Below are 22,058 nucleotides of genomic sequence, written 5' to 3' on the forward strand. Positions count from 1 at the left end.
CTGGGACCGGCGAAGCCGGCCCCTTAGCTCAATCGTTAGAGGTTACTCATGGAAGTTAGTAACGTCATTGAAATAGATTTCAGCCATAAGCTTGAAATCAAGATTAACAACCAAAAACCAGTTGTTTTAACTGACCTCACAATGTCTCTGCTAGGTATCAATCAGCAATATCAGAGATTCATCGAGTCTGAAACCAATCAAGACTATGATGCGAGCACAGAGCTTTATATAAAAGAAGTCCGTACAGGCTCTATAATTGTCGAGCTTGTGGCGCTAACAATGCCAATTGTTCCATTAGTCTGGAGTGGCGGCTCACTTTCAGAATGGACTACCCAAGCCAAAGCAATCATAGACTGGCTACTTGGCAAAATGGATACTCCGCCCAAAGAAGTTTCCAAGCAAGACTTAAAGCAATGGAACAACATTCTAGAACCCGTAGCAAAAGACAATGGCTCCCAGCTAAATTTCACTGTATCAGATGGTAGTACAGTAATTAATCAATTCTTTATAAACTCTCAAGAAGCCAACGCAGCTCAGAACACTATTCAACGACATCTTGAACGTCTTCAAGAACCCGACGATCACATTCAAAAAAATAAAGTTATGTATTGGTATCAAACTAAATTTGATACCGAGTCACACACTGGTGACAAAGCAACAATCGAAGACATATCCAAGAAGCCGCTGAAAGTAATATTCGAAAATAATGCAGTGAAAGAAGCCATGCTTGCGGGTGACGACCGATTTTCAAAGCCATGGCACAAGCTTGCATACGTAGTCGACGTTGAGGTTCAAACAATCAATGGCGTACCCAAAATGTACACAATTCTTCGCTACCATGAAGAACACACATTTGATCCAGCGTAACGTAACCTCTAACAACTGGTTCAAACCGTTCGCTGCGCTCACTGGGACGGGCTAAAGCCCGCCCCTTAACCAAACGTTAGGTGCTGGAACTAGAAAGCGCTGCGTTCAGCAGAAAATGGAGATTTCTAAATTGCAGTTTGCAAAAGCATTTCAGTATAAAAAATGGGCAAACTCTGAACTACTGAGCCTCGGAGAACGCCAGCTACACCTGCTCCCGGAGAGCGATGCTGTCTTCTTTATTAGAATCCTCAACCACACCACAGTGGTTGACAGTTTATTTATCAGCTGAATGTCAGGAACTCCTGAGCTTTACTCAGCTGACAACACTCTAGAAACACCAACGTACTCAGAATTAAAAGAAAGAATTGAAGAAAATGTTTCGTGGCTTGTTCATTTTTCCGCTACAGCCGCTCCCGAAATATTGACCAAAATTATCTCTTTCAAATTTACTGACGGCGACTATGGAGAACTATCAGTAGAGGAAATAATGGTTCACCTATTAACTCACGGCAGTAATCACAGAGGTATGGCTTCGCGTACATTGGGATCAAATGGCCTTGAGCGTCCAAAAGACAATATCTGCATGAGGTAGAGCCTTTTAGAAGAGAGAAGGCTCGGTGAGCCAGCACCTAACAAATGGTTCAAACCGTTCGCTTCGCTCTCTGGGACGGGCTAAAGCCCGCCCCTTAACCAAACGTTAGGGAACCGCATGGAGCAAATTTACCGACTCGCCAAAGAATTCAGAGCGGCATTAGAACGCACCCCGCGCATTAGCTTGCGCACAACGTTGGGCTGCTCAAATTTTCCGGATGCTTGCTGCGATGATGCGTCAATGTTGCTTGCTGCGTATCTCAGCGACAGCGGCTTCCCTGGCAGCATTAGAGTCAGCGGCGTTAATGGCGGCGCATCAGAAGAACTTAAGAGCCATATTTGACTCCTGTGGTCGGACCTAATAATTGACATAACAGCTGACCAATTCACAAACTATGGCATGGCTCCAGTCATCGTTAGCCGAGAAACAGAATTTCACGAAACATTCGAAATTGAAGACAAAGAAAATGCCGATTTCCGAGTGAAATTCGAGAATGACCCTAGGTGGCTTTCAAATTTCAGTAACGATTACAAAATCCTACTGAGTCAGCTAATCCCTAACTAGTGGTTCAAACCGTTCGCTTCGCTCACTGGGACCGGCTAAAGCCGGCCCCTTAACCAAACGTTATGCCCTTACCTAAGACCGAGACTCAGTAACCATGAAAAACAAGTTTCACATCGCATCCTTATTTCTTTTCGTGGCACTGACTGGATGCTTAGGGGATGCACCTGCCGACCCGGCAATGGGTGGTGTTATCAGCAAAGCTGTGGGCGGTAAATACAATGTGGTGGTTCGTTACCGCGATGGCGAGATCGTAAGAGCAGAAGCTTCACTTAAAAACGCAACCAAAGGAACTAAAGCAACCCCATCAATTAAAGCTTCTTATACCTTTAACATTACGGGGTGTGGTGATCTCGACTTTCTTCAACCGTCAAGTCTACAGCCCGCAGTTCTGATGGCTGACGACGCGTATACCGCCCAGCAAGAGCCTGACTGTCCAATATATTTTGGGAGCATGGAAAACTCTTGGAAAATTAACTAGCGCATAACAAGTCGCTCAAATCGCTCACTTCGTTCGCTGGGACGGCGTTCCGCCGCCCCTTAGCTTAGTCGTTAGCTTAATCGTTATATGCTCAAATCGTAATTCTCAAGGAGAGAAAAATGTTTGCCGAAAGAGAAGTAGATCTACAAGAACTAATACGCGTATTGTCTGAGCGTGATATTGATTTCAGTGATGGTGTGGCTTACATCATGCCAGAATCGTGCGAGGAGAATATTGATGTGATTAATGAATATTCTCCTGATATTCGTAAAGATTTCCAAGAGCAAGGAATAGATTCAGTGGTTGTCAAAGGCGAAAATCATCGTTATTTGGCTCTTAGAGATGCAGATATCATTCTTCCATTGATTTTTGGAATTCCGTTCGCTGTATTTGCAAATTTTATTACAGCATGGATACAAAATAACTTATCGAGCGATAAAACGATTAGAGTGAAATATGTAAAAGAAGAAAATGGGAAATATAAAGAACTTTTAATAGAGGGACGTGGCAGTGAAGTTAACGAGATTATAGAAAGTTTAAAGGATCTCTAATGGCTGACGTGATGGAGGATCAGCCTCCCTTTAAGGCTCAACTGATGTCTTTTGATGAAACAAATCCCGTAGGTGTTGCAAAGGAGTGCTGGGTTTATGCCCATAAACTCATAGATAAAGTACAAAATAATAAGTCAGAAAATCCAGAGTTTGACCTTAGAACGGCACTTGAAAAGCTGCTAAAAGTGTTTTGGGTCTTAAGGGAGCATCGTATTGGTATAGCACAACAGATGCACGATATTGGAAAGTATTTGTCAGAAAATTTCCAATGTGCATTTAAGTTTAAAGAAGATCATTATTATACGGACTGTCCAAACCTCCTTTTGCATCAGGATTACGGGTTCAGCTTGAGAGGTTTCGAAAAATATAGTTGTTCAATATGTAATAAAGATCCAATTGATTGCAATCATAGAACCGGAAAAAGGTATGATCGCATTGAATGCATGGCATTTGGCGACAATTGCAATATTTGCATGAATAAAATCGATTTATGTGAGCATTCAATAGGTGATTTCTATGATGGAGTTATAGCAGTCAAGGTCGTTTCTGATCTGGAAATAATTACATTTGATTTGGTGAAAGAACCAGAATTTTTATTCTCGCGAGTTCTTGAAATACCATACTCCAAGAAGCATATATTCGATGGGCTAGAAAATGATCCAAATGCAAACGAATTTGTTTATGGAGAGTCAGTTTTAGACTGCCATCACTGTGGTAGCTGTAAAGGGTATGATCCAAGTGCAAGTGAATCACTGTTTAGTAACAACGCATATAACAAGTAAATGCAGGTGACGCCTGAGGCGCACCTGATTTAGGCGTTAGGTGTAGGCATGGACCCGACAGATCCCGATAACGAAATCGCAAAGGGCAGAATTGCCCTTTGGCTTTCCCCAGACCAAATCGCATTTATCGCTAATGAATGGCGAAAAATCCCCAACGATGCGCCGCCGGAAGTAAAAGAATGCTGGAGCGATATCGCCTTTAGATCAATGGCTGCGCTACATAAGGCGGGTGTTACGTATGAGCCGTTGTTTCCTAACGGAAGTGATGCGTACCACCTAACTACTCACTGCAGCGGACCCGCTAAAGCGGGCCGCTGAGTTCAAACGTTAGGGGTGCTCTGAAGTAGCCCTGTAATTCCGGTCAACTTCGGCCGCCGCTGATTTTGAAAGCGAGATACCGACCAAGAAACAATCAGATCGCCCGCTTATTGCTGAGCTTTTAGCCGCCACGCGCTTTTCTTGGCAGCCATTTCCTGCACTGCAGGCGCCTCTCCTGTATTCACCAGTAAATGTTGGCGCGCCATCCACAAGTCCGACAGGGCGAACAGGGTCACCAAGGCTGTGCAGATGCGGCCTCAATTCACTCCCCTACGAACAAGCGCCTCGTCGATACGAGTGAACTTACCCCCCAACAGCACGATCCCCATTTATGCACAGTCAGAGCGAACCAGGCAGCAGGCGCATTCGCGCGATGCATCAGGCCTGGGTCGCCAGCGATGAGGACGCTTCCGTGACCGTTATCACCCACAGCACGCATCACACGACACACAGCATCTCGCGCCATGTACCTAACCCAGTTCACGCAACGTTGCTCGGGGGGACCGTTCCGCTGTTTCTTGGCGGCCTGCTAAGCGATATCGCGTACTTCCAGACCTATGAGATTCAGTGGACCAACTTCGCGTCTTGGCTGATCGCCGGGGGCCTGGTCTTCTGCGGGTTCGCGATCCTGTTCGCGCTGGTCAATCTGGTTAAAGCCACCCATAAGAAAGGGCGGCCGCTGATCTATCTGGTGCTCCTGGCCGCTACCTGGGTGCTGGGCTTTTTTAATGCGCTCGTGCACGCCAAAGACGCCTGGGCGAGCATGCCATCAGGCCTGATCCTTTCGGTGATTGTGACCATCCTGGCCTGTGCGGCGACCTGGATCGGCTTTACCAATCTGCGCGCAGGAGGTGAAGCATGAAATACGCAGGCCCACTAAGCGCCCTGAGCGTGGCGTTGTTATTGAGCGCATGCGGCGGCGCGGATCAGGACATCGCGTTGGTAAAAGGTGAGAACCCCAAACTTGTCGATCCTGAGCGCGGACTATTGCCCAGCATGACGATTGCCGACCCGGTCGGCTGGGGTGATAAGAAGCCAACGGTACCCGAGGGCTTCACGGTCAGCGCGATCGCGACCGATATGCAGATCCCGAGGCAAACCCTCGTGCTGCCCAATGGGGACATCCTGGTGGCCGAAGGCCGAGGCGGCAATGCACCCAAGCTAAGACCGAAGGATGTCATCGCCGGCTACATCAAGGCGAAGGGCACCACCTCGGTCAAAAGCGGTAACCGTCTGACCCTGCTTCGCGATGCCGATGGTGACGGCGTTTACGAGTTGCAGAAGATATTTGCGGACGGCCTTAACGCGCCGTATGGCCTGGCGCTGGCTAACGGGAACATCTATGTGGCCAACCAGGACTCGCTGGTGCGCTTCGAGTATCAGGAAGGTCAGACCGAGGCCAGTGGCGAGCCGGTCAAGGTCACGGACCTGCCGCATCGGATCAACCATCACTGGACCAAGGCGCTCGCCGCGAGCCCGGACGGTCGTTTCTTGTACGTTGGCATCGGCTCGAACAGCAACATCACCGAACGCGGGATGGAGGCGGAAGTCGACCGGGCCATGATCTGGAAGATCAATGCGGAGACAGGCGCTCACAAGCCCTACGCAACGGGCCTGCGTAACCCAACGGCACTGACGATTCGCCCCGACACGGATCAGCTGTGGGCGGTGGTGAACGAGCGGGACGAGCTTGGTCCGAATCTGGTCCCTGACTACCTCACCTCGGTACAAGAAGGCGGCTTCTATGGCTGGCCGTATAGCTACTGGGGGCAGCACGTCGATGATCGCGTTCGCCCGCAGAACCCCGATCTGGTCGCGGCCGCGATCAAGCCGGACTACGCACTGGGCCCGCACGTCGCTGCGCTCGGCGTGGACTTTTCTTCACCGGTCATGGGCGAGAAGTTTGCCGAAGGCGTGTTCGTTGGCGAGCACGGCAGTTGGAACCGCGAGAATCCGTCCGGTTATCAGGTGGTCTTCGTGCCATTCAGGAACGGGAAACCCTCGGGCGAGCCAGTCGATTTCGTGACGGGCTTCCGCACTGCCGAAGGGACACATGGTCGGCCCGTGGGTGTGACGGTCGACCCACGCGGTGCTCTCATCGTGGCTGACGACTTGGCTAACATCGTATGGCGGGTGACCCGAACGCAGTAAGCCCAACGTCCGGAAGTTGCGTGATATGCCCGGCATAGAGCCCTGATCGAATGGCCCCACCGCAGGTGCGCTGGGGCCTGACTTTTGGAGAACAGATGGTGATGAAGCGACTCTCTCTGCACCTCGTTAGCGCCATGGCTCTGGGTACGGCTTCGCTCGCAACCGCTGCGCCTGACGCCGTTGAACAGGATCAGTGGCCGTTCAGCGCAACGCCACGCGCCAGCTTCTCTGAACCCTGGGCCATGACCTTCCTGCCAGACGGGACGGCATTGATCACGGAAAAGCGCGGCGTGCTCAAGCATGTCGATGTGAAGACCGGGACGGTTCACGAAATAACGGGCGTACCAAAGGTGGCCTATGGCGGTCAGGGCGGGCTTGGTGACGTCATCCTCCATCCCGATTTCGCACAGAACAATGTCATCTACCTCAGCTATGCCGAGCATGGCGACGGTGACAACCGCGGCGCAGCCGTCGCCCGCGCAACCCTGAAGCTAAGCGACGATGGCGGTTCCCTTTCAGAGCCGAAAGTGATCTGGCGGCAGGCGCCCAAAGTCTCTGGTGAAGGCCATTACGGGCATCGTCTTGCGTTCGGCCCTGACGGGAAGCTCTGGATCACCTCGGGCGAGCGCCAGAAGTTCACCCCTGCACAGGACATGAACGCCAACCTCGGCAAAGTCATTCGCCTGAACGAGGACGGGAGCGTACCGTCCGACAACCCGTTCGCCGACCAAGGCGGCGTGACGGCGCAGATCTGGTCGTTGGGCCACCGCAACCCATTGGGCATCGCGTTCGATGGGCAGGGCCGCTTGTGGGAACACGAGATGGGTCCGGAAGGCGGCGACGAATTCAACCTGATCCAGAAAAGCGGCAACTACGGTTATCCGGAAGTCTCGAACGGCAATCACTACGGGGGCCGTCCGATACCCGATCACGACACCCGCCCTGAATTCATCGAGCCCAAGATTTCATGGACACCGGTGATCTCACCTGCCGGCATGATCATCTATGACGGCGACCGGTTTGCTGACTGGAAAGGTGATGCGTTTATCGGCGGCCTGCCGGCCGAGGCTTTGGTCCGTGTCACTTTGAACGGCGAAGCAGCCAGCGAGGCCGCTCGCTACGACATGGGTGCGCGCATTCGCGAAGTCGAGCAAGGCCCGGACGGCAGCATCTGGCTGCTGGAAGATGGGGATGGTGGGCGTTTGCTGGAGCTCAGCCCGAAATAGGCGGGGCATCAAACAGGCTGGGGAGGCACAACCGGCGAGACAAGTGGATAAGCTGTCACGCCTCCCCGATTCATCAAAGGATCTGATCGCCGCAACAAGCGCAACCCCGTAACGCCCTCGTAACAATCCCCGCCTAGCGTGTTTCGGCCAAACCCCATCGCCAATCGCCGAGGCTCGCATGAGAACACCGACCCGCCTGACCCGTACCGCGCTATCCACTGCGTTAACACTGGCCTTGCTGCCGCTCGCCTCTCAGGCTGCCTCATCGCGCGCCGCGGAATACTTCGAGCGGGTTGCAACGTTTCCGGTGTACAGCAACCTCGGTGCGGACGAAGACGCCTCCCGCGAGACCGTTGCCGAGATCACCGCAGTCAGCCGCGACGGCCGTACGCTGATCTACACCGACAGCCCCGGCGAGCGGATCGGCCTGGTCGACATTCAAGACCCGAAATCGCCAAAGCCTGCAGGCTTCGTGAAGCTCGAAGGCGAGCCGACCTCGGTCGCAGTGCATCACCACTTTGTACTGGTGGCGGTCAATACTTCGGCCAGCTTTGCGCAGCCAGACGGCGTGCTGGCGGTGTTCGACATTCGCAACCCGGCCCAGCCCAAGCGCGTCGCCACGTTGCCCATGGGCGGCCAACCGGATTCCATCGCCGTCAGCCCGAAGGGCCGTTATGCCGCCGTGGTGATCGAGAACGAGCGTGACGAGGATCTGAACAACGGCCTGCTTCCTCAGCTGCCGGGCGGCTATCTGCGGATCGTCGATCTTAAGGGCCAGCCGTCGCGATGGACTACGCGCGACGTGAGCCTGACGGGCCTAGCCGAAGTAGCGCCGGAGGATCCGGAGCCGGAATACGTCAGCATCAACGACCAAGACGTTGCGGCCGTCACGCTGCAGGAGAACAACCACATCGTGCTGGTCGACCTGCGTAGCGGTCGGGTGATCCGACACTTCAGCGCCGGCCAGGTCGATCTTGAAGGCGTGGACGTTGAGGAGAACGACCGCATCGAGCCGGTGGGCGTCCTTAAAGGCAAACGCCGCGAGCCGGATTCCATCGCGTGGCTCGGTGCGCTGCTGGCCACTGCCAACGAAGGCGATTATGAGGATACAAACGGCGAGGAAGGTGGCAGTCGCGGATTCACCCTCTTCGACTACAACGGCCAAGTCTGGCACGACGCCGGAGTCTCGATGGAACACGCCTTCATCCGCGCCGGCCACTATCCGGAGAATCGCTCGGAGAACAAAGGCATCGAGCCGGAAGGCATCGCGGCGGGGAGCTTCCACAAGCAGGATTTTCTCTTCGTCGGAAGCGAACGCGGCAATGCCGTCGCGGTGTACGACGTCGCGCGCCCTTGGGCACCCGTGATGCATCAGTTGTTGCCGGCCGGCATGGGCCCCGAAGGCATCCTGCCGATCCCGGCGCGCAACTTACTGGTGGTCAGCAGTGAAGAAGACTCGGCCGAAGACGGCTATCGCTCGACGATTTCGATTTATCAGTACGGCGCCAGGACTGCGAATTATCCGGAGATCCGCTCCAGCGATAGCGCTCTGATCCCCTGGGGAGCGCTCAGCGGCCTGGTTGCGGACAGTACGCAGGACGATCGCCTGTATGCCGTACCGGATAGCTACTACAAGGCCTCCCGGATCTTCTACATCGACACCAGTCAAACACCTGCAGTCATCGACGGGCAGACCGAACTGCGCAAGGACGGCGAGACCGTCAACTACGACCTGGAAGGCATTGCCCAAGTCAGCAATGGCGACTTCTGGTTGGCCTCCGAAGGCAACGGCAAGGCCAAGCCGAACCTGCTGATCCATGCCGATTCAAAAGGCGATGTGCTGGCCGAATACGCGCTCCCGAAAGCCGTCTCGGCACAGCGCACCAGCAATGGATTCGAAGGCGTATCGGTGGTCGGCGAAGGCGCCAGCACCCGCGTATATGTGGCCTTCCAGCGCGAATGGAAGAACGACCCGGCCGGCAAGGTGCGTATCGGCGTATTCAATCCGAGCAGCGGCGAATGGGGCTTCGTCCATTACCCGCTCGACCCGGCTGTCGAAGGCGGCTGGGTCGGCTTGTCCGAGCTGACGTCCATCGGTAACGGTCAGTTCCTGGTCATCGAACGTGACAACCAGCAAGGCCCGGCAGCGCAAATCAAGCGCCTGTACCGCATCGACCTGACCGGCGTGCAGCCCGTAGCCGAAGGCCAGAGCTTCCCAGTGGTGAGCAAGCATCTGGAGCGCGATCTGCTGCCTGATCTGCAGAGCACTGGCGGCTGGGTGCTGGACAAGGTCGAAGGCGCGGCAGTCGACAAACAGGGCCGCCTGTTCGTCGTCACTGACAACGATGGTGTGGAAGACGCCAGCGGCGAGACGCGCTTCATGCGCCTCGGCACAATCAAGCGCTGAGATTGCCTGCGGAGCGGCAATCCCGCTCCGCAGGAGCGCTCAGCTCTCGCGGGCGCGCTTGATGCGATGATCCCAGCGGCGCTTGGCGAAGCGCCGCATGTTCGGAATGTCGTCCGTTTCGTCCATGATCGGCTGGCCGATGATGGTTTCCATGATGTCTTCTAGCGTCACCAAACCGCGCCAGCTGCCGAACTCGTCGTAGACCAGGCACATATGCTGACGCTCGTGCAGCAGCTGGGTCATGAGGTTCTCGACACTGGTCAGCTCCGGCGAAACCTTCACCGGCTTCATGATCGAAGAGACCGGTGCTTCGTCGTCCGTCGCTGACAGCGCGTCATAGCGGAACACGACACCCAGCGGGCTCTCGTTGTCGCCAATCACCGGGTAGCGCGAAAACTGGCTGTCAGCAACCTGCTCTTTGAATGCGCCGATGCTGGTCTCCGGTGCCGTATGGTCGCAAACCGTTCGCGGCGTCATCACGTCGCGGACCTTGATCTCGTGCAGGTCGAGAATGTTCCTGATGACGCGCTGCTCGTCCTCGTCGAGGCTCTTGTTCTCGCGTCCTAGCACCGTCAGCGCCTTGATTTCCTGGCGGATGTCGTGCTCCGGCTCCTTGCCGCCGACCAGCCGCATGATCATGTCGGACAGGTAGATGAACGGCTTCAGGATCCAGATCATCCCGTTCAGCACCGGCGGCAGGAACGGCGCCAGCGTGCGCCAGTAACGGGCACCGATGGTTTTGGGCAGGATTTCCGAGAGCACCAGGATCAGCACCGTCATCACCGCTGAAGCGATACCGACGTAGCCGTTGCCGAACACCACGGTGACCTGAGCGCCGACGCCGGTCGCGCCGACGGTATGGGCAACGGTGTTCAAGGTCAGGATCGCCGCAAGTGGCTGGTCGACTTTGTCTTTGAGCTGTTTCAAGCGCTCGTAGAGCTTCGGACGGGACGTCTTCTGGTGTGCGATGAAGCTAGGCGTCAGCGAGAGCAGCGCAGCTTCCAGGATCGAGCAGATGAATGAAACGAGGATGGATAAGACAGCGAACGCTATCAGGAGGGTCATGTAAGGGAGGTTTCATTGCCAATGGCAGGCCAATTTACAGCAAAGCTGCCAGGGGTTAGCTGATTACCGCGATGGGCTTGCAACATTTGATTTCCCCATTCGAACGCTCGCGCAGGACACTGATTTCGACAGCAGCCTTCAAGGGAGTTCACGACCACGGAACGGGCCAGCGAGCCAACCCGTCTGCCTAGATACTCCTCGCACTTGTTTCCCGACACACTCCTCGGCTAGGGTGCGGCCCTCGATGAGACAGCCCTTCAGGAGCATTGCAGATTGATCAGAACAGGGATGTTGGCGCTGGGTTTGCTGTTGGCGCTACCGACACAGGCGGCCGAACAGCGGGTCTATTTGGTGGCCACGATGCAGCTCGACGGCTCCAGCCTGGCACAGAGCATTTTCTTGCATGAACCAGGCATCACCGAACTGGAAGGCTGCCGCGAAGCGGTGCGCGCGGGCCAGCGCGACCGTGACTGGCAAAAATACCATCACATTTTCCGCAGCGACCGCTTCAAGGGTTTCTCCGGCCACATGCAATACCGCTGCGCAATCAGCGACCAGCAATTCAGTGGCTGGCAAGACGGTCCACGTTACAACCGGTCGTACCTGATTGGCGTCGACGAACATTCGAAACTCAACGTAGAACGGACGTCGAGCCAGGCCCAATGCAGAGCGCAGCTTCGGGCGTTGCCGGCTGCCCGGCAGGCGCATCGCTTCTGCGCCATGGGCAACCAGCAGATCATGCCCTGAGCCGCTCGTCCTTCCAGCCGAGCGGTGCTAGGTAGTTGCTCTACTCCGGCTGGTAGCTGCCCGGCACCGGCGCGAAGGACACCCCGAAGCGATTCCAGGCGTTGATGGTTACGATGGCTAGGGTCAGGTTAGTGAGCTGGGCCTCGGTAAAATACTCGCGCGCCTCCTCGAACAACCGCTGCGACACACCCTGAGGCAGCAGCGTATTGGCCTCGGCCCAGGCCAGCGCAGCACGTTCGCGGTCGGTGAAAAACGGCGTTTCGCGCCAAGCGCTCAGGGCATAGATGCGCTGTTCGGTTTCGCCCAGGGCGCGAGCGTCTTTAGTGTGCATGTCGATGCAGAAGGCGCATCCGTTGATCTGCGAGACACGAATCTTCACCAGCTCCATCAGCGGTTTGTCGACGCCATCCTCGCGGCGGCTCTGCCTTGCCAGATAGGTTTCCAGCCCTATCATGGCGGTCATCACGTCAGGTGCGGCGGTCTGGTAGTTCATACGCATGGTGGTCACTCCTCGGTTGAATGTGCAACCCAGGCTACGCAGCCGCCACGCTGCGCTATTGTAGATTTTCGACATCTTTGAGCGCCCGCCATGTCCGCTTCTTTGCACGGCCGCCCGCCCTCCCTGCAGGGCTTCGTCACCCGTCCGCCGAGCCCGGCGCTGGCCGCGTACGTCCAGCGTTTCTGGTGGCTGGAAGGCGACGGCTCGCAGGTCTATGACGAGCAGATGCTGCACCCGGACGGCGGCAGCGGGCTAATCTTCAACTTCGCTGATCCGCTGCGTTTCGATGGCACCCCGCGCGCGCGACGGGCCCTGATCGCCGGGCCGCAAGTGGCCAGCACCCGGCTGCAGCTGGTCGGCCTGGTCAACAAGATGATGGGCGTGCGTTTTCTTCCCGGCATGGGTGCCGCGGTGTTCGGCATCGGCCTCGACGAACTGACCGGTCTTCACGACGCTGACTGGCCCAGTCTGGCGCTCGCGCATCTGATCGATCAGCTGGCCGAACTGGAACGGGACGCGCAGCAGGCACTGGTTGAACGGGCCCTGCTCGGTCGTCTCGGTGCGCTCCAGGCGCGGCGCACCCCGGTGCAGCAGCTGCTGGAACAGATCGCCACCAACCAGGGCCGGGCGCGGCTGGAGGACCTGCTCCAGACCGTACCGCTCGGCCAGCGCCAGCTGGAACGGCTTTTCCGCTATCAGGTCGGTCTGACACCCAAGCAATTCAGCCGTATCCAGCGTGTGGCGCTGGTCCGCAACCAGTTACGCGCCGGCCAGCCACTGCTGGATACCGCCATGGTCTGCGGCTACAGCGATCAGGCGCACTTCATCCACGATTTCAAGACGGTGGTCGGCATGACGCCGGGGCAATATCGGGCCCGGGTAAAGGTCGCGGAGAGGTAAGACTCCTGGCTCTTCCCTCGCACCGGATGACCTGGCCAAACAGATCGGCATGCCCGCACCTCACGGTCATTTCAAGCGCATGCGAACGCGGCGGCCGTCCAGTGGTGCCGTCCGGCAAAGGCCAGCCGGGGAAGAAGTAAGCTCACAGGCGATGGCAAGATCCGTGGGGTCCTTGTCATTGCGACACGACCGTGACAGCAGCAGACTGCAGGCATCTTCCTGAGAGGTGCACCATGGACGCCACTCGCACCATTGCCTGCCTGGTTTACCCCGACGTCATGAGCCTGGACGTGACCGGGCCGATGCAGGTGTTTGCATCGGCCAACGTCGAGCGCCAACGACAGGGGTTGGCTGCCCACTATGCGCTGCTGTTGATTGGCGAACAGGCCGGTCCCTTTGCCACTTCCGCGGGGTTCAAGCTGGTTGCAGATGCCCCGTGGGGCAGCATGGATCCCGCGGGATTGGACACGCTGTTGGTTCCGGGAGGCAGTGGCGTACAGGTGCAGATGCACAACCGCTCGCTACTGGGCTGGCTTCGCGGTGCCGAACCGCAGATACGCCGTCTGGGCTCGGTATGTTCTGGCGCGCTGATTCTGGCCGAGGCCGGGCTATTGGATGGCCGCAAGGCGACCACTCACTGGGCGGACCTTGCCGCCTTAAGTGAATACAGCACCATCGAGGTACAAGGCGACCGGCTGCATACCTACGACCCGACGGATCGGGAGTCCGCTCACCTGTTCAGCTCGGCCGGCGTCACGGCGGGCATCGACCTGGCACTGGCGCTGGTCGAGGCAGACCTTGGGCGCGCGCTGGCCCTCAGAGTGGCGCAACGACTGGTGATGTTTCTGCGCAGGCCAGGCGGGCAGACCCAGTTCAGCCCGATGCTGGCCGCGCCGACCGGTAGCGTGGCCCGCCTCGCCGAACTGCTCGAGTGGATTCCCGGACACCTGGGCGAAGACCTGTCAATCGAGGCGTTGGCCGAGCAGGCGCACATCACGCCACGGACCCTGTGCCGACTGTTCAACCTGGAGGTTGGCATGGGCCCTGGGCAGTACGTCGAACGCGTACGGCTCGAGGCTGCCCGCAACCTGCTGCTCGATGCCCAGGCATCGATCGCGACGGTGGCCCGGCTGACCGGATTCGGCCACCCGGAAAACCTCAGGCGCAGCTTCCAGAAGCACCTTGCAGTCAGTCCCCGGGATTTCTTCCAGCGCTTCGGCTAGCGCGCCCTCCCTGCTCTCAACTTATCGCTTACGACAATCCGGCTCACTGCCAGGCGCCGCTGTGCCCGCTTTTCATGACAAGGACCAACTCCATGCTTCTACTGTTCAGCAACAGCCAGGTACTGCGCCTGTTCATTGCCCAGGCGCTGTTCTGGTCATGCTCGATGACCGGCATCATCCTGACCTCCATTGTCGGCTTGCATCTGGCACCCGTTGCGGACCTGGCGACCCTGCCGCTTGCACTGCTGATGCTTGGCGGCCTGCTCGCTCTGCAGCCTATTGCGTGGTTGATGCAGCGCCGCGGCCGCACGTTAGGCTTTCTCGTTGGCACCCTGGCCGGCGTGCTCGGCGGTCTGACAAGCGCACTGTCGCTCTGGCTGGACAGCTTCACCCTGCTCTGCCTCGGCGCACTGCCCATCGGCGCTTATCAGGCGTCAGCAATGTATTACCGGTTCGCAGCCATGGAGGCGGTGAGTGAAGCCTTAAGAGGCCGAGCCACAGGATGTGTGATCGGCGGCGGCGTGGTCGCTGCGCTGGCGGCACCCGCCCTTGGCGACGCCGCACGCGGCCTGGTATCCGTGCCCTTTGCCGGCGCCTATCTGATGATTGCAGCACTGGCTGCGGTGGGATTCTTCGTCCTGGCGGGATTAAAGAGCAGCCAAGCTAGCGCACCCGTACCGGCAGCCTCCTCCGCGGTGTCCTGGCGCGACCTTATTGCCAGGCCAGTGGTGAGAGCTGCCGTGTTGACCACCGCTGCTGGGCACGGGCTGATGATTCTTGTGATGAACGCAACGCCCCTGGCAATGCACGGCGAAGGCATGAACCTGCAGTTTAGTGGCCAGGTGATCCAGTGGCACATGCTGGGCATGTTCCTGCCGGCGTTCATCGCCGGGCCGCTGGTGGACAGGCTGGGTAGCAGGATGGTGGCCTGCCTGGGCGGCGGATTGCTTATCGCGAGCGCGCTGGTCGCCCTGCTCGGTGTCAGCCATCTGCATTTTCTGATCAGCAGTTGCCTGCTCGGTATCGGCTGGAATCTGATGCTGGTGGCCGGCACCACGCAGCTGGGGCAGGGGCACGGGCCGCAGGAACGAGCGCGGGCACAGGGCTTGATGGAACTCTGCAACGGCAGTGTCGCCGCCGTGATGTCATTCGCCTCGGGTGCATTGATTGCGCAGGCGGGGTGGGCCGCGGTGAACATCGGCATGCTGCCGATCGTCGCGCTGGTACTGCTGGTGCAGCTCGCCGAGGCCTATCGGCAACGGCAGCCAGCGTGAGAGGAGCCTGCGGTCGCTGCATATAAGCAAGGTGCGCTAGCTGCGCGGCCGAATCCCATTGAGTATCAGCGCTTGCAAACTCGTCAGCGCTTCTTCAAAAAACACCGGATCGTCCAGCGTCTTGCCTGTAACTGCCTCGATCTGCACGCGGAAGTCGGCGTAGTGCTGCGTCGTGGCCCACAGCGAGAAGATCAGGTGACGGGGCTCGACCGGGGCCAGTTTCCCGGCGTCTATCCAGCCCTGGATGACCGCGACCTTGCTCTCGACGAGCTCGCGCAAAGGCTGTTCCAACTCTGCAAGTATCAGCGGCGCGCCCTGCATGACTTCCATGCAGAACAACCGCGACTCGGCAGGATAATCACGGGAAAGCTCCAGCTTGACGCGCAGGTAGCCCTTTATCGCTTCGATCGGGTCCTGGTCCGCAGCGAATGTCTGCAACGGCTGCAGCCAGACTTCCAGCAACTGCCGCAAGACGCTGACATAGAGCTCTTCTTTGCTGTCGAAGTAATACAGCAGATTGGTCTTGGAGACGTCGGCCGCGGTGGCAATCTGATCGAGGCTGGTGCCATACAAGCCAAAGCGGGAGAAAAGGCCGAGTGCGGCATCGATGACGGTTTCACGCTTGCTTTCGATCATGCGTGAACGGCGGTCGACTGCGCTGGCGCTGGGCTCGCGTGCCGAGCCTTTTATCTTGGCGGTCTTGCTGGCGGTAAGGCGTCGGCGTGGTGGTACGGGGGTCTGGTTTGTCACATCGCTACCGGTCGGGCTCAAACGGGCCGCTACTGTAGCGCGAGGCGAAGCATGCGCGCAGGAATGCCGACGGTCGACCTTATCGTTGCAACGGGCGCAGCGTCAGAGCAGCGCATGGACTGATCTGGCTATCACGGATCGCAAGGCAGCCTTTCAGGCCGACTCACATTCTGTCCTGCGCCTGTTTCAAACGCTGGGCTCAATCAACCGATTTCTAGCTGGCCGCATGGGCACCGACTCATGTTGCACCGCAAAGAGAATGTTATGTTATAACTATCGCATCAAATCCGCTGTGCACCTGCCATGACCGAAGCCGAACTCCTCGCCCTCCCTGCCGACGCCTATATGAACGAGGCTCAGCAAAGTTTCTTTCGTGACCTGCTGCTGCGCCAACGCACGGAGCTGCAGGCGCGCATTGCCGAGGAATTTCAGCTGCTGCGCCACTACGAGCCCAGTAGCGATCCGTCCGACGTCGGCACCACCGAAGAACAGCGCCAGTGGCAGCTGCGGCTGTTGGAAAGAGAAAAGAAGCTACTCGACAAGATCGACGACTCCCTCGATAGCCTGGCCCGGGGCGACTACGGCTGGTGCGCCGAAACCGGCGAGCCCATTGGCCTGAAACGCTTGCTGCTGCGCCCAACTACGACGCTGAGCATCGAAGCCAAAGAGCGCCAGGAAGAGCGTGAAAAACACCAACGAACCGCCTGAGAGATCGCAATGAACCGCCTCCCCGTCACTGTGCTGTCCGGCTTCCTCGGCGCCGGCAAAAGCACGCTGCTCAATCACATCCTGAAGAACCGTGAAGGTCGCTGCGTCGCGGTCATCGTCAACGACATGAGCGAGATCAACATCGACGGCGCCGAAGTCCAGCGCGACGTCAGCCTCAATCGCGCCGAAGAGAAGCTGGTCGAGATGAGCAACGGTTGCATCTGCTGCACCCTGCGCGAGGACCTGCTCGAAGAGGTCGGCAAGCTCGCCCGCGAGGGTCGCTTCGATTACCTGCTGATCGAATCCACCGGCATTTCCGAGCCGCTGCCGGTGGCCGAGACCTTCACCTTTCGCGATGAACAGGGTCAGAGCCTCGCCGACCTTGCACGTCTGGACACCATGGTCACGGTAGTCGACGGGGTCAATTTCCTGCGCGACTTCCACGAAGCCGAAAGCCTGGCAAGCCGCGGCGAAACACTGAGTGAGGACGATGAGCGCTCCATCACTGAGCTGCTGATTGAGCAGGTGGAGTTCGCTGATGTCATCCTCATCAGCAAAATCGATCTGATCTCCAGCGCCGAGCGCGAGGAGCTTATGGCGATCCTGGGCCGCCTGAACACCCATGCCGAAATCCTGCCCATGAGCATGGGCAATGTGGCGCTGGCAAAGATCCTCGATACCGGCCGCTTCGATTTCGAGCGGGCCGCCCAGGCGCCGGGCTGGCTCAAGGAAATGCGCGGCGAGCACGTCCCCGAGACCGAGGAATATGGCATTGCCTCGACCGCCTACCTCGCGCGGCGCCCATTCCATCCGCAGCGCTTTCACAACTTCCTTAACCGCGAATGGACCAACGGGCGCCTGCTTCGCTCGAAGGGTTATTTCTGGTTGGCCAGTCGTCCGCAGGAAGCCGGCAGCTGGTCCCAGGCCGGCGGCCTGATGCGCTACGACTATGCGGGGCGCTGGTGGCGCTTTACACCCGAGGCCCAGTGGCCGGAAGACGAAGCGTCACGCGCCGCGATCCAGCAAAAATGGACCGATGAATGCGGTGATTGCCGACAGGAGTTGGTGTTCATCGGCCAGAACATCGACTTTCACCGCCTGCGCGCAGAACTCGACACCTGCCTGCTCAGCGACTACGAATGGAACCTTGGCCCCGAGCACTGGTTGCGCATGGACGATCCCTTTGCTACCTGGCTCGAGGAGGTCGCATGACGCTGGCGAGACAGTTGGCCTGGGGATCACCGCAGCAGGTGTTTGGCGACACGCCTGCCGTGCTCGCCGATGCGCTGATCGATGGTGTCAACCTCGCGGCCTGGCAGCGTCAGTTACCGTCTCCAATCGCCCACTTCGCCGGGGCGCTGCTGGCGCTGGACGAGCCCTTGTCCGAATCGCTGACCGTCGAGCCAGACGCAAGCGGCACCGTATCGATGCCATCGTTGGCGGCAGCCTACCGTGGCATAACCGGTCACAGCGAATTCGTCGCCGATGTAGCGTGGCTTGTCAGCGCCTTCGCGTGCCTGCTTGAAGCACGGCGCATCGGGGTGCGCCTGCGCATGCTGAACAAGCCCATGTGCCCGCGCTTCCATGTCGATCACGTGCCGCTGCGGTTGATCACCACCTATGCCGGCCCCGGTAGCGAGTGGTTGCACGAAGGTGCCATGCCGCGTCACCGTCTGGGCGAGCCGGCTGCTGAACCGCATGACAGCCGAGACATTCAGCAACTGCTAGCAGGTGAGGTCGCGCTCTTCAAAGGCGAGAAATGGGCCGGCAACGAAGGCGCCGGCATCATCCACCGGTCACCGCTGACCTCTCCGGCAAACAAGCGGCTGATCCTAACGCTTGATTGGCTGGCATAAAAAGGGGCCGACAGCTGCGCTAATCGGCCCTTGACATGTGGCTCATTCGGATCAGGCAGCCATCTTTTCACACTCTTCGGCGCACTTGCGGCAGGCTTCGGCGCAGGCTTGGCAGTGGTCCATCTGATGGCTACCGCACTCTTCGGCGCACTCGCGGCAGGCCTGAGCACAGATACGGCACATCTCTTTGGCCAACTTGCTGTCGCGTGCCATCAGCGTGGCTGCGAGTGCGCAAAGGTCGGCGCAGTCGCGGTCGAGCTCGATGCAGCGAGCCATCATCTTGACGTCGTCTTCGCGCAGGCAGGATGCGGCGCAGGTTTCGCATACGATGGCGCAGTTGGAACAGGCCTGAATGCAAGCCTCGTACTTGGAATTAAGCATTGGGGTTCCTCCAAGGTCGATGTTCGCGAAATGGGTGAGAGCGAATCGCCCCCTTCATACAGTTCGTGCCGGGTACACCGCTCGAAGTTCAGTTTGATCGACCCAATGGTCCATTCACCCCACAGCGCGTTGCGCATCGGGTCCCCGCTCGACTGCGGTCATCGCTACAATTCTCGATCCCTTTGCCAGTTCCGCGATGCACATGACCTCCACCCTCGCCGCACCTTGCGAATATCAAGAAACCATCCGCAAGAGCCGCTTCCTCGCCAAGGCTGCGCCCGTGTCCAGTGCCGAGGAGGCTCAGGCGTTCATCCAGGCGGTTAGCGACGCCAGCGCCACGCATAACTGCTGGGCGTGGAAGGTTGGCAATCAGTACCGATTCAGTGATGACGGCGAGCCCGGCGGAACGGCCGGGCGACCCATGCTGACCGCGATCGAAGGGCAGGAGTGCGACCAGGTGGTGGTGGTAGTGATTCGCTGGTTCGGCGGCATCCAGCTGGGAACCGGCGGCCTGGCGCGTGCTTACGGCGGCTCAGCGGCGAAATGCCTGCAGGCTGGCGAGCGCGTCGAGCTGGTCGCCCGGGTTCGCTGCAGCTGTCATTGCCGCTTTGCCGAGCTGGCGCTGCTCAAGTCGCGCCTGAGCGACTTTGACGCATTGATCGACAGCGAAACCTTCGACGCGGAAGGCGCTGAGCTGCAGCTGGCCTTCCCCGCAGCGCAACAACCACAGGTGCAGAAACTGCTGTCCGACATCAGCCGTGGCCGCTCGGAACTGCACCCGCTTGACCCTTGAGCATCGTTCCCCGTTGAACTGCGCGATATCAGAGAAGTCCCTATAACAGCGGCACTTGCCGTTGGGTCGGCGCATTCATGCGTACGTGCCCCAACACAAACGAGTGGAAGTGCCGAGACACGCATTCCGCTGCGAAACAGGAGTCTGATGAATGAAAAGCAAATATAAGTGGCTGATCCCCGGCGCCGTACTGCTCACCACCCTAGGGATGGCAGGCTGCGACGTCGAAAAAACCGAAGAAGGCTCGCTTCCAGACGTTGAAGTCGAAGGCGGCAACATGCCGGAATATGACGTGGATGCGCCAGAAGTGGACGTAGGCACCAAGGAAAAGACCGTCACAGTGCCTGATGTCGATGTCACCATGCCCGACGACGACGAGCCGGACGTTGGTGAACCAGTGGAGCCACGCGTTCCCGCCCCCACTCAGAACTGACAGATAGTAGAGGCGTGCGCCTTATCGGCGCGTCTGCACTCGAAAGCCACGCTGCCCCAGGCAAGCGTGGCTTTTTTTCGTCCGCAGGTTGTCCACCGTTCGTGTGCATCACATTGTGGATAACACTGGGAACAATGCGGCAAGCCCAACGGCGACGCGGCCTGGGCACCTTCGTTCATTTTTTAACCGAAACGCTTTAGCAGCCCGTCGAGATGCGAAAAACCGTTGATTATCAAGCATTTTTTACGCTTCAAATCAGCTTGGACAGATGATCTCACGTCGCCACCACCCATCTGTTTTGTTATCCGCAGAACAGGTGGACAAGATTGTGGATAACCGTTGGGCTGAGCGCGCTTAACCGCGCCCGCTCTCGCTTCGACGACCTTGCTCATTTTTTGCACAGCCCCAACGGCACGTGATCGAACTGAAGGTGCGACGCGGCGAGATCGATCCATAAGCGGCCAATCTGACCCTGGGGTCAATCCAGCCCACGTGATTAAATGCGCCTTTTCCAGACGGGGAATTTCTCATGTACGACTGGCTAAACGCCCTACCGAAAGCCGAGCTTCATCTACACCTCGAAGGCTCGCTCGAACCCGAGCTGTTGTTTCGCCTGGCTGAACGCAACAAGATCGCCCTCCCCTGGGATAACGTCGACGCGCTGCGCAGCGCCTATAACTTCGGCAACCTACAAGAGTTCCTCGATCTTTATTACGCCGGCGCCGATGTGCTGCGCACCGAGCAGGACTTCTATGACCTGACCTGGGCCTACCTGCAGAAGTGCGAAGAGCAGAACGTCGTGCACACCGAGCCCTTCTACGATCCGCAGACCCACACGGACCGCGGCATCCCGTTCGAGGTCGCGATGCGCGGTATCAGCGGCGCGCTGGCCGATGGCCGCGAGCTGCTCGGCATCAGCAGCGGGCTGATCTTGAGCTTCCTGCGTCATCTGCCGGAAGAGGAAGCCTTCAAGACGCTGGAACAGGCGATGCCTTTCCGTGATGCCTTCTTCGCGGTTGGCCTGGACAGTTCCGAAATGGGACATCCACCGAGCAAGTTCGAGCGCGTCTTCGCCAAGGCCCGCGCTGAGGGTTTCCTCGCCGTGGCCCATGCCGGCGAAGAAGGCCCGCCGGAATACATCTGGGAAGCGCTGGACCTGCTCAAGGTCAGCCGCATCGACCACGGCGTGCGCGCATCCGAGGACCCGAAATTGATCGAGCGGCTGATCGCCGAGCAGATTCCGCTTACGGTCTGCCCGCTGTCGAATACCAAGCTCTGCGTGTTCGACGACATGAGCCAACACAACATCCTGCAGATGCTGGAACAGGGCGTGAAGGTGACGGTGAACTCCGACGACCCGGCCTACTTCGGCGGCTACGTCACCGAGAACTTCATGGCACTGCATGAAAGCCTGGGCATGACCGAGGACCAGGCGCGCCGGCTGGCACAGAACAGCCTAGACGCCCGCCTGGCCAAGTGATCGATAAGGGCCG

At 58.2% G+C, this 22,058-nt stretch carries 23 protein-coding genes; 19 read left to right on the top strand and 4 right to left on the bottom strand.

The window, feature by feature from the left end; translation table 11 throughout:
- Positions 1-48 precede the first annotated feature (48 nt).
- The 9 genes from RT21_RS13415 to RT21_RS13445 all read left to right on the top strand — a co-directional run bounded on the left by RT21_RS13415 (position 49) and on the right by RT21_RS13445 (position 9,936).
- Positions 49-867, top strand: a complete 819-nt coding sequence (locus RT21_RS13415) for a hypothetical protein (RefSeq protein ID WP_046163124.1) — start codon at positions 49-51, stop codon at positions 865-867.
- Positions 868-1,576: 709 nt separating this feature from the next.
- Positions 1,577-1,801, top strand: a complete 225-nt coding sequence (locus tag RT21_RS23600; RefSeq protein ID WP_156155719.1) for a hypothetical protein — start codon at positions 1,577-1,579, stop codon at positions 1,799-1,801.
- Positions 1,802-2,117: 316 nt separating this feature from the next.
- On the top strand, positions 2,118-2,501 hold the full coding sequence (locus tag RT21_RS23605; protein WP_156155720.1) for a hypothetical protein: 384 nt from the start codon (positions 2,118-2,120) through the stop codon (positions 2,499-2,501).
- 119 nt (positions 2,502-2,620) lie between these two features.
- Complete coding sequence (locus tag RT21_RS13425) at positions 2,621-3,052, top strand: hypothetical protein (protein WP_046163125.1); 432 nt, start codon at positions 2,621-2,623, stop codon at positions 3,050-3,052.
- Positions 3,052-3,834, top strand: a complete 783-nt coding sequence (locus RT21_RS23610) for a hypothetical protein (RefSeq protein ID WP_156155721.1) — start codon at positions 3,052-3,054, stop codon at positions 3,832-3,834. The genes RT21_RS13425 and RT21_RS23610 overlap by 1 nt, the downstream gene beginning before the upstream one ends.
- A gap of 730 nt (positions 3,835-4,564) precedes the next feature.
- Positions 4,565-5,014 (top strand): DUF2231 domain-containing protein, encoded by a 450-nt coding sequence (locus RT21_RS13430; protein ID WP_045424563.1) that lies wholly within the window; start codon positions 4,565-4,567, stop codon positions 5,012-5,014.
- Complete coding sequence (locus RT21_RS13435) at positions 5,011-6,303, top strand: PQQ-dependent sugar dehydrogenase (protein ID WP_046163126.1); 1,293 nt, start codon at positions 5,011-5,013, stop codon at positions 6,301-6,303. Before RT21_RS13430 ends, RT21_RS13435 begins: the two co-directional genes overlap by 4 nt.
- 101 nt (positions 6,304-6,404) lie before the next feature.
- Positions 6,405-7,529 carry a PQQ-dependent sugar dehydrogenase gene (locus RT21_RS13440; RefSeq protein WP_046163222.1) on the top strand — a complete coding sequence of 375 codons (1,125 nt, stop codon included), beginning with the start codon at positions 6,405-6,407 and terminating at the stop codon, positions 7,527-7,529.
- A 178-nt stretch (positions 7,530-7,707) separates the two neighbouring features.
- A complete protein-coding gene (locus RT21_RS13445; RefSeq protein WP_046163127.1) occupies positions 7,708-9,936 on the top strand; it encodes an esterase-like activity of phytase family protein in 2,229 nt (742 codons plus the stop codon).
- A 39-nt stretch (positions 9,937-9,975) separates the two neighbouring features.
- Here RT21_RS13445 and RT21_RS13450 read toward each other — a convergent pair whose 3' ends face one another.
- Complete coding sequence (locus tag RT21_RS13450) at positions 9,976-11,001, bottom strand: CNNM domain-containing protein (protein WP_046163128.1); 1,026 nt, start codon at positions 10,999-11,001, stop codon at positions 9,976-9,978.
- A 288-nt stretch (positions 11,002-11,289) separates the two neighbouring features.
- Here RT21_RS13450 and RT21_RS13455 point away from each other — a divergent pair, with 288 nt between their 5' ends.
- On the top strand, positions 11,290-11,748 hold the full coding sequence (locus RT21_RS13455; protein WP_046163129.1) for a hypothetical protein: 459 nt from the start codon (positions 11,290-11,292) through the stop codon (positions 11,746-11,748).
- Positions 11,749-11,788: 40 nt separating this feature from the next.
- Here the strand turns inward: RT21_RS13455 and RT21_RS13460 are convergent, their stop codons facing one another.
- Positions 11,789-12,247 (bottom strand): carboxymuconolactone decarboxylase family protein, encoded by a 459-nt coding sequence (locus tag RT21_RS13460; RefSeq protein ID WP_046163130.1) that lies wholly within the window; start codon positions 12,245-12,247, stop codon positions 11,789-11,791.
- A 90-nt stretch (positions 12,248-12,337) separates the two neighbouring features.
- On the opposite strand from RT21_RS13460, the gene RT21_RS13465 reads away from it, so the two are divergent.
- The 3 genes from RT21_RS13465 (at position 12,338) to RT21_RS13475 (ending at position 15,644) form a co-directional block, all read left to right on the top strand.
- Positions 12,338-13,147 (top strand): helix-turn-helix domain-containing protein, encoded by an 810-nt coding sequence (locus RT21_RS13465; RefSeq protein ID WP_046163131.1) that lies wholly within the window; start codon positions 12,338-12,340, stop codon positions 13,145-13,147.
- Positions 13,148-13,380: 233 nt separating this feature from the next.
- Positions 13,381-14,370: a GlxA family transcriptional regulator gene (locus tag RT21_RS13470; RefSeq protein WP_046163132.1), complete on the top strand. Its 990-nt coding sequence runs from the start codon at positions 13,381-13,383 to the stop codon at positions 14,368-14,370.
- A 92-nt stretch (positions 14,371-14,462) separates the two neighbouring features.
- Complete coding sequence (locus tag RT21_RS13475; protein ID WP_046163133.1) at positions 14,463-15,644, top strand: MFS transporter; 1,182 nt, start codon at positions 14,463-14,465, stop codon at positions 15,642-15,644.
- A gap of 36 nt (positions 15,645-15,680) precedes the next feature.
- Here the strand turns inward: RT21_RS13475 and rutR are convergent, their stop codons facing one another.
- Positions 15,681-16,334: an HTH-type transcriptional regulator RutR gene (gene rutR / locus RT21_RS13480; protein ID WP_256203892.1), complete on the bottom strand. Its 654-nt coding sequence runs from the start codon at positions 16,332-16,334 to the stop codon at positions 15,681-15,683.
- Between the two features lie 363 nt (positions 16,335-16,697).
- Between rutR and dksA the strand changes: the two genes are divergently transcribed.
- From dksA to RT21_RS13495, 3 genes are read left to right on the top strand one after another with little or no spacing between them, the layout of a single operon-like run.
- A complete protein-coding gene (gene dksA / locus RT21_RS13485; RefSeq protein WP_046163134.1) occupies positions 16,698-17,102 on the top strand; it encodes an RNA polymerase-binding protein DksA in 405 nt (134 codons plus the stop codon).
- Between the two features lie 9 nt (positions 17,103-17,111).
- The gene (gene zigA, locus RT21_RS13490; protein WP_046163135.1) at positions 17,112-18,314 is read left to right on the top strand and encodes a zinc metallochaperone GTPase ZigA; all 1,203 of its coding nucleotides are present in this window, start codon (positions 17,112-17,114) and stop codon (positions 18,312-18,314) included.
- On the top strand, positions 18,311-18,958 hold the full coding sequence (locus RT21_RS13495; RefSeq protein ID WP_046163136.1) for a DUF1826 domain-containing protein: 648 nt from the start codon (positions 18,311-18,313) through the stop codon (positions 18,956-18,958). Before zigA ends, RT21_RS13495 begins: the two co-directional genes overlap by 4 nt.
- Before the next feature lie 51 nt (positions 18,959-19,009).
- Here RT21_RS13495 and RT21_RS13500 read toward each other — a convergent pair whose 3' ends face one another.
- Positions 19,010-19,339, bottom strand: a complete 330-nt coding sequence (locus RT21_RS13500; RefSeq protein ID WP_046163137.1) for a four-helix bundle copper-binding protein — start codon at positions 19,337-19,339, stop codon at positions 19,010-19,012.
- Between the two features lie 202 nt (positions 19,340-19,541).
- Between RT21_RS13500 and RT21_RS13505 the strand changes: the two genes are divergently transcribed.
- The 3 genes from RT21_RS13505 (at position 19,542) to RT21_RS13515 (ending at position 22,045) form a co-directional block, all read left to right on the top strand.
- Positions 19,542-20,132, top strand: a complete 591-nt coding sequence (locus RT21_RS13505) for an IMPACT family protein (RefSeq protein ID WP_045424534.1) — start codon at positions 19,542-19,544, stop codon at positions 20,130-20,132.
- A gap of 151 nt (positions 20,133-20,283) precedes the next feature.
- On the top strand, positions 20,284-20,565 hold the full coding sequence (locus RT21_RS13510) for a hypothetical protein (RefSeq protein ID WP_045424533.1): 282 nt from the start codon (positions 20,284-20,286) through the stop codon (positions 20,563-20,565).
- 529 nt (positions 20,566-21,094) lie between these two features.
- Positions 21,095-22,045: an adenosine deaminase gene (locus RT21_RS13515; RefSeq protein WP_045424531.1), complete on the top strand. Its 951-nt coding sequence runs from the start codon at positions 21,095-21,097 to the stop codon at positions 22,043-22,045.
- Positions 22,046-22,058 lie beyond the last annotated feature (13 nt).

Source organism: Pseudomonas sp. 10B238 (genome assembly GCF_000970615.1).
In the GTDB taxonomy this organism is placed as follows: Bacteria; Pseudomonadota; Gammaproteobacteria; order Pseudomonadales; family Pseudomonadaceae; genus Stutzerimonas.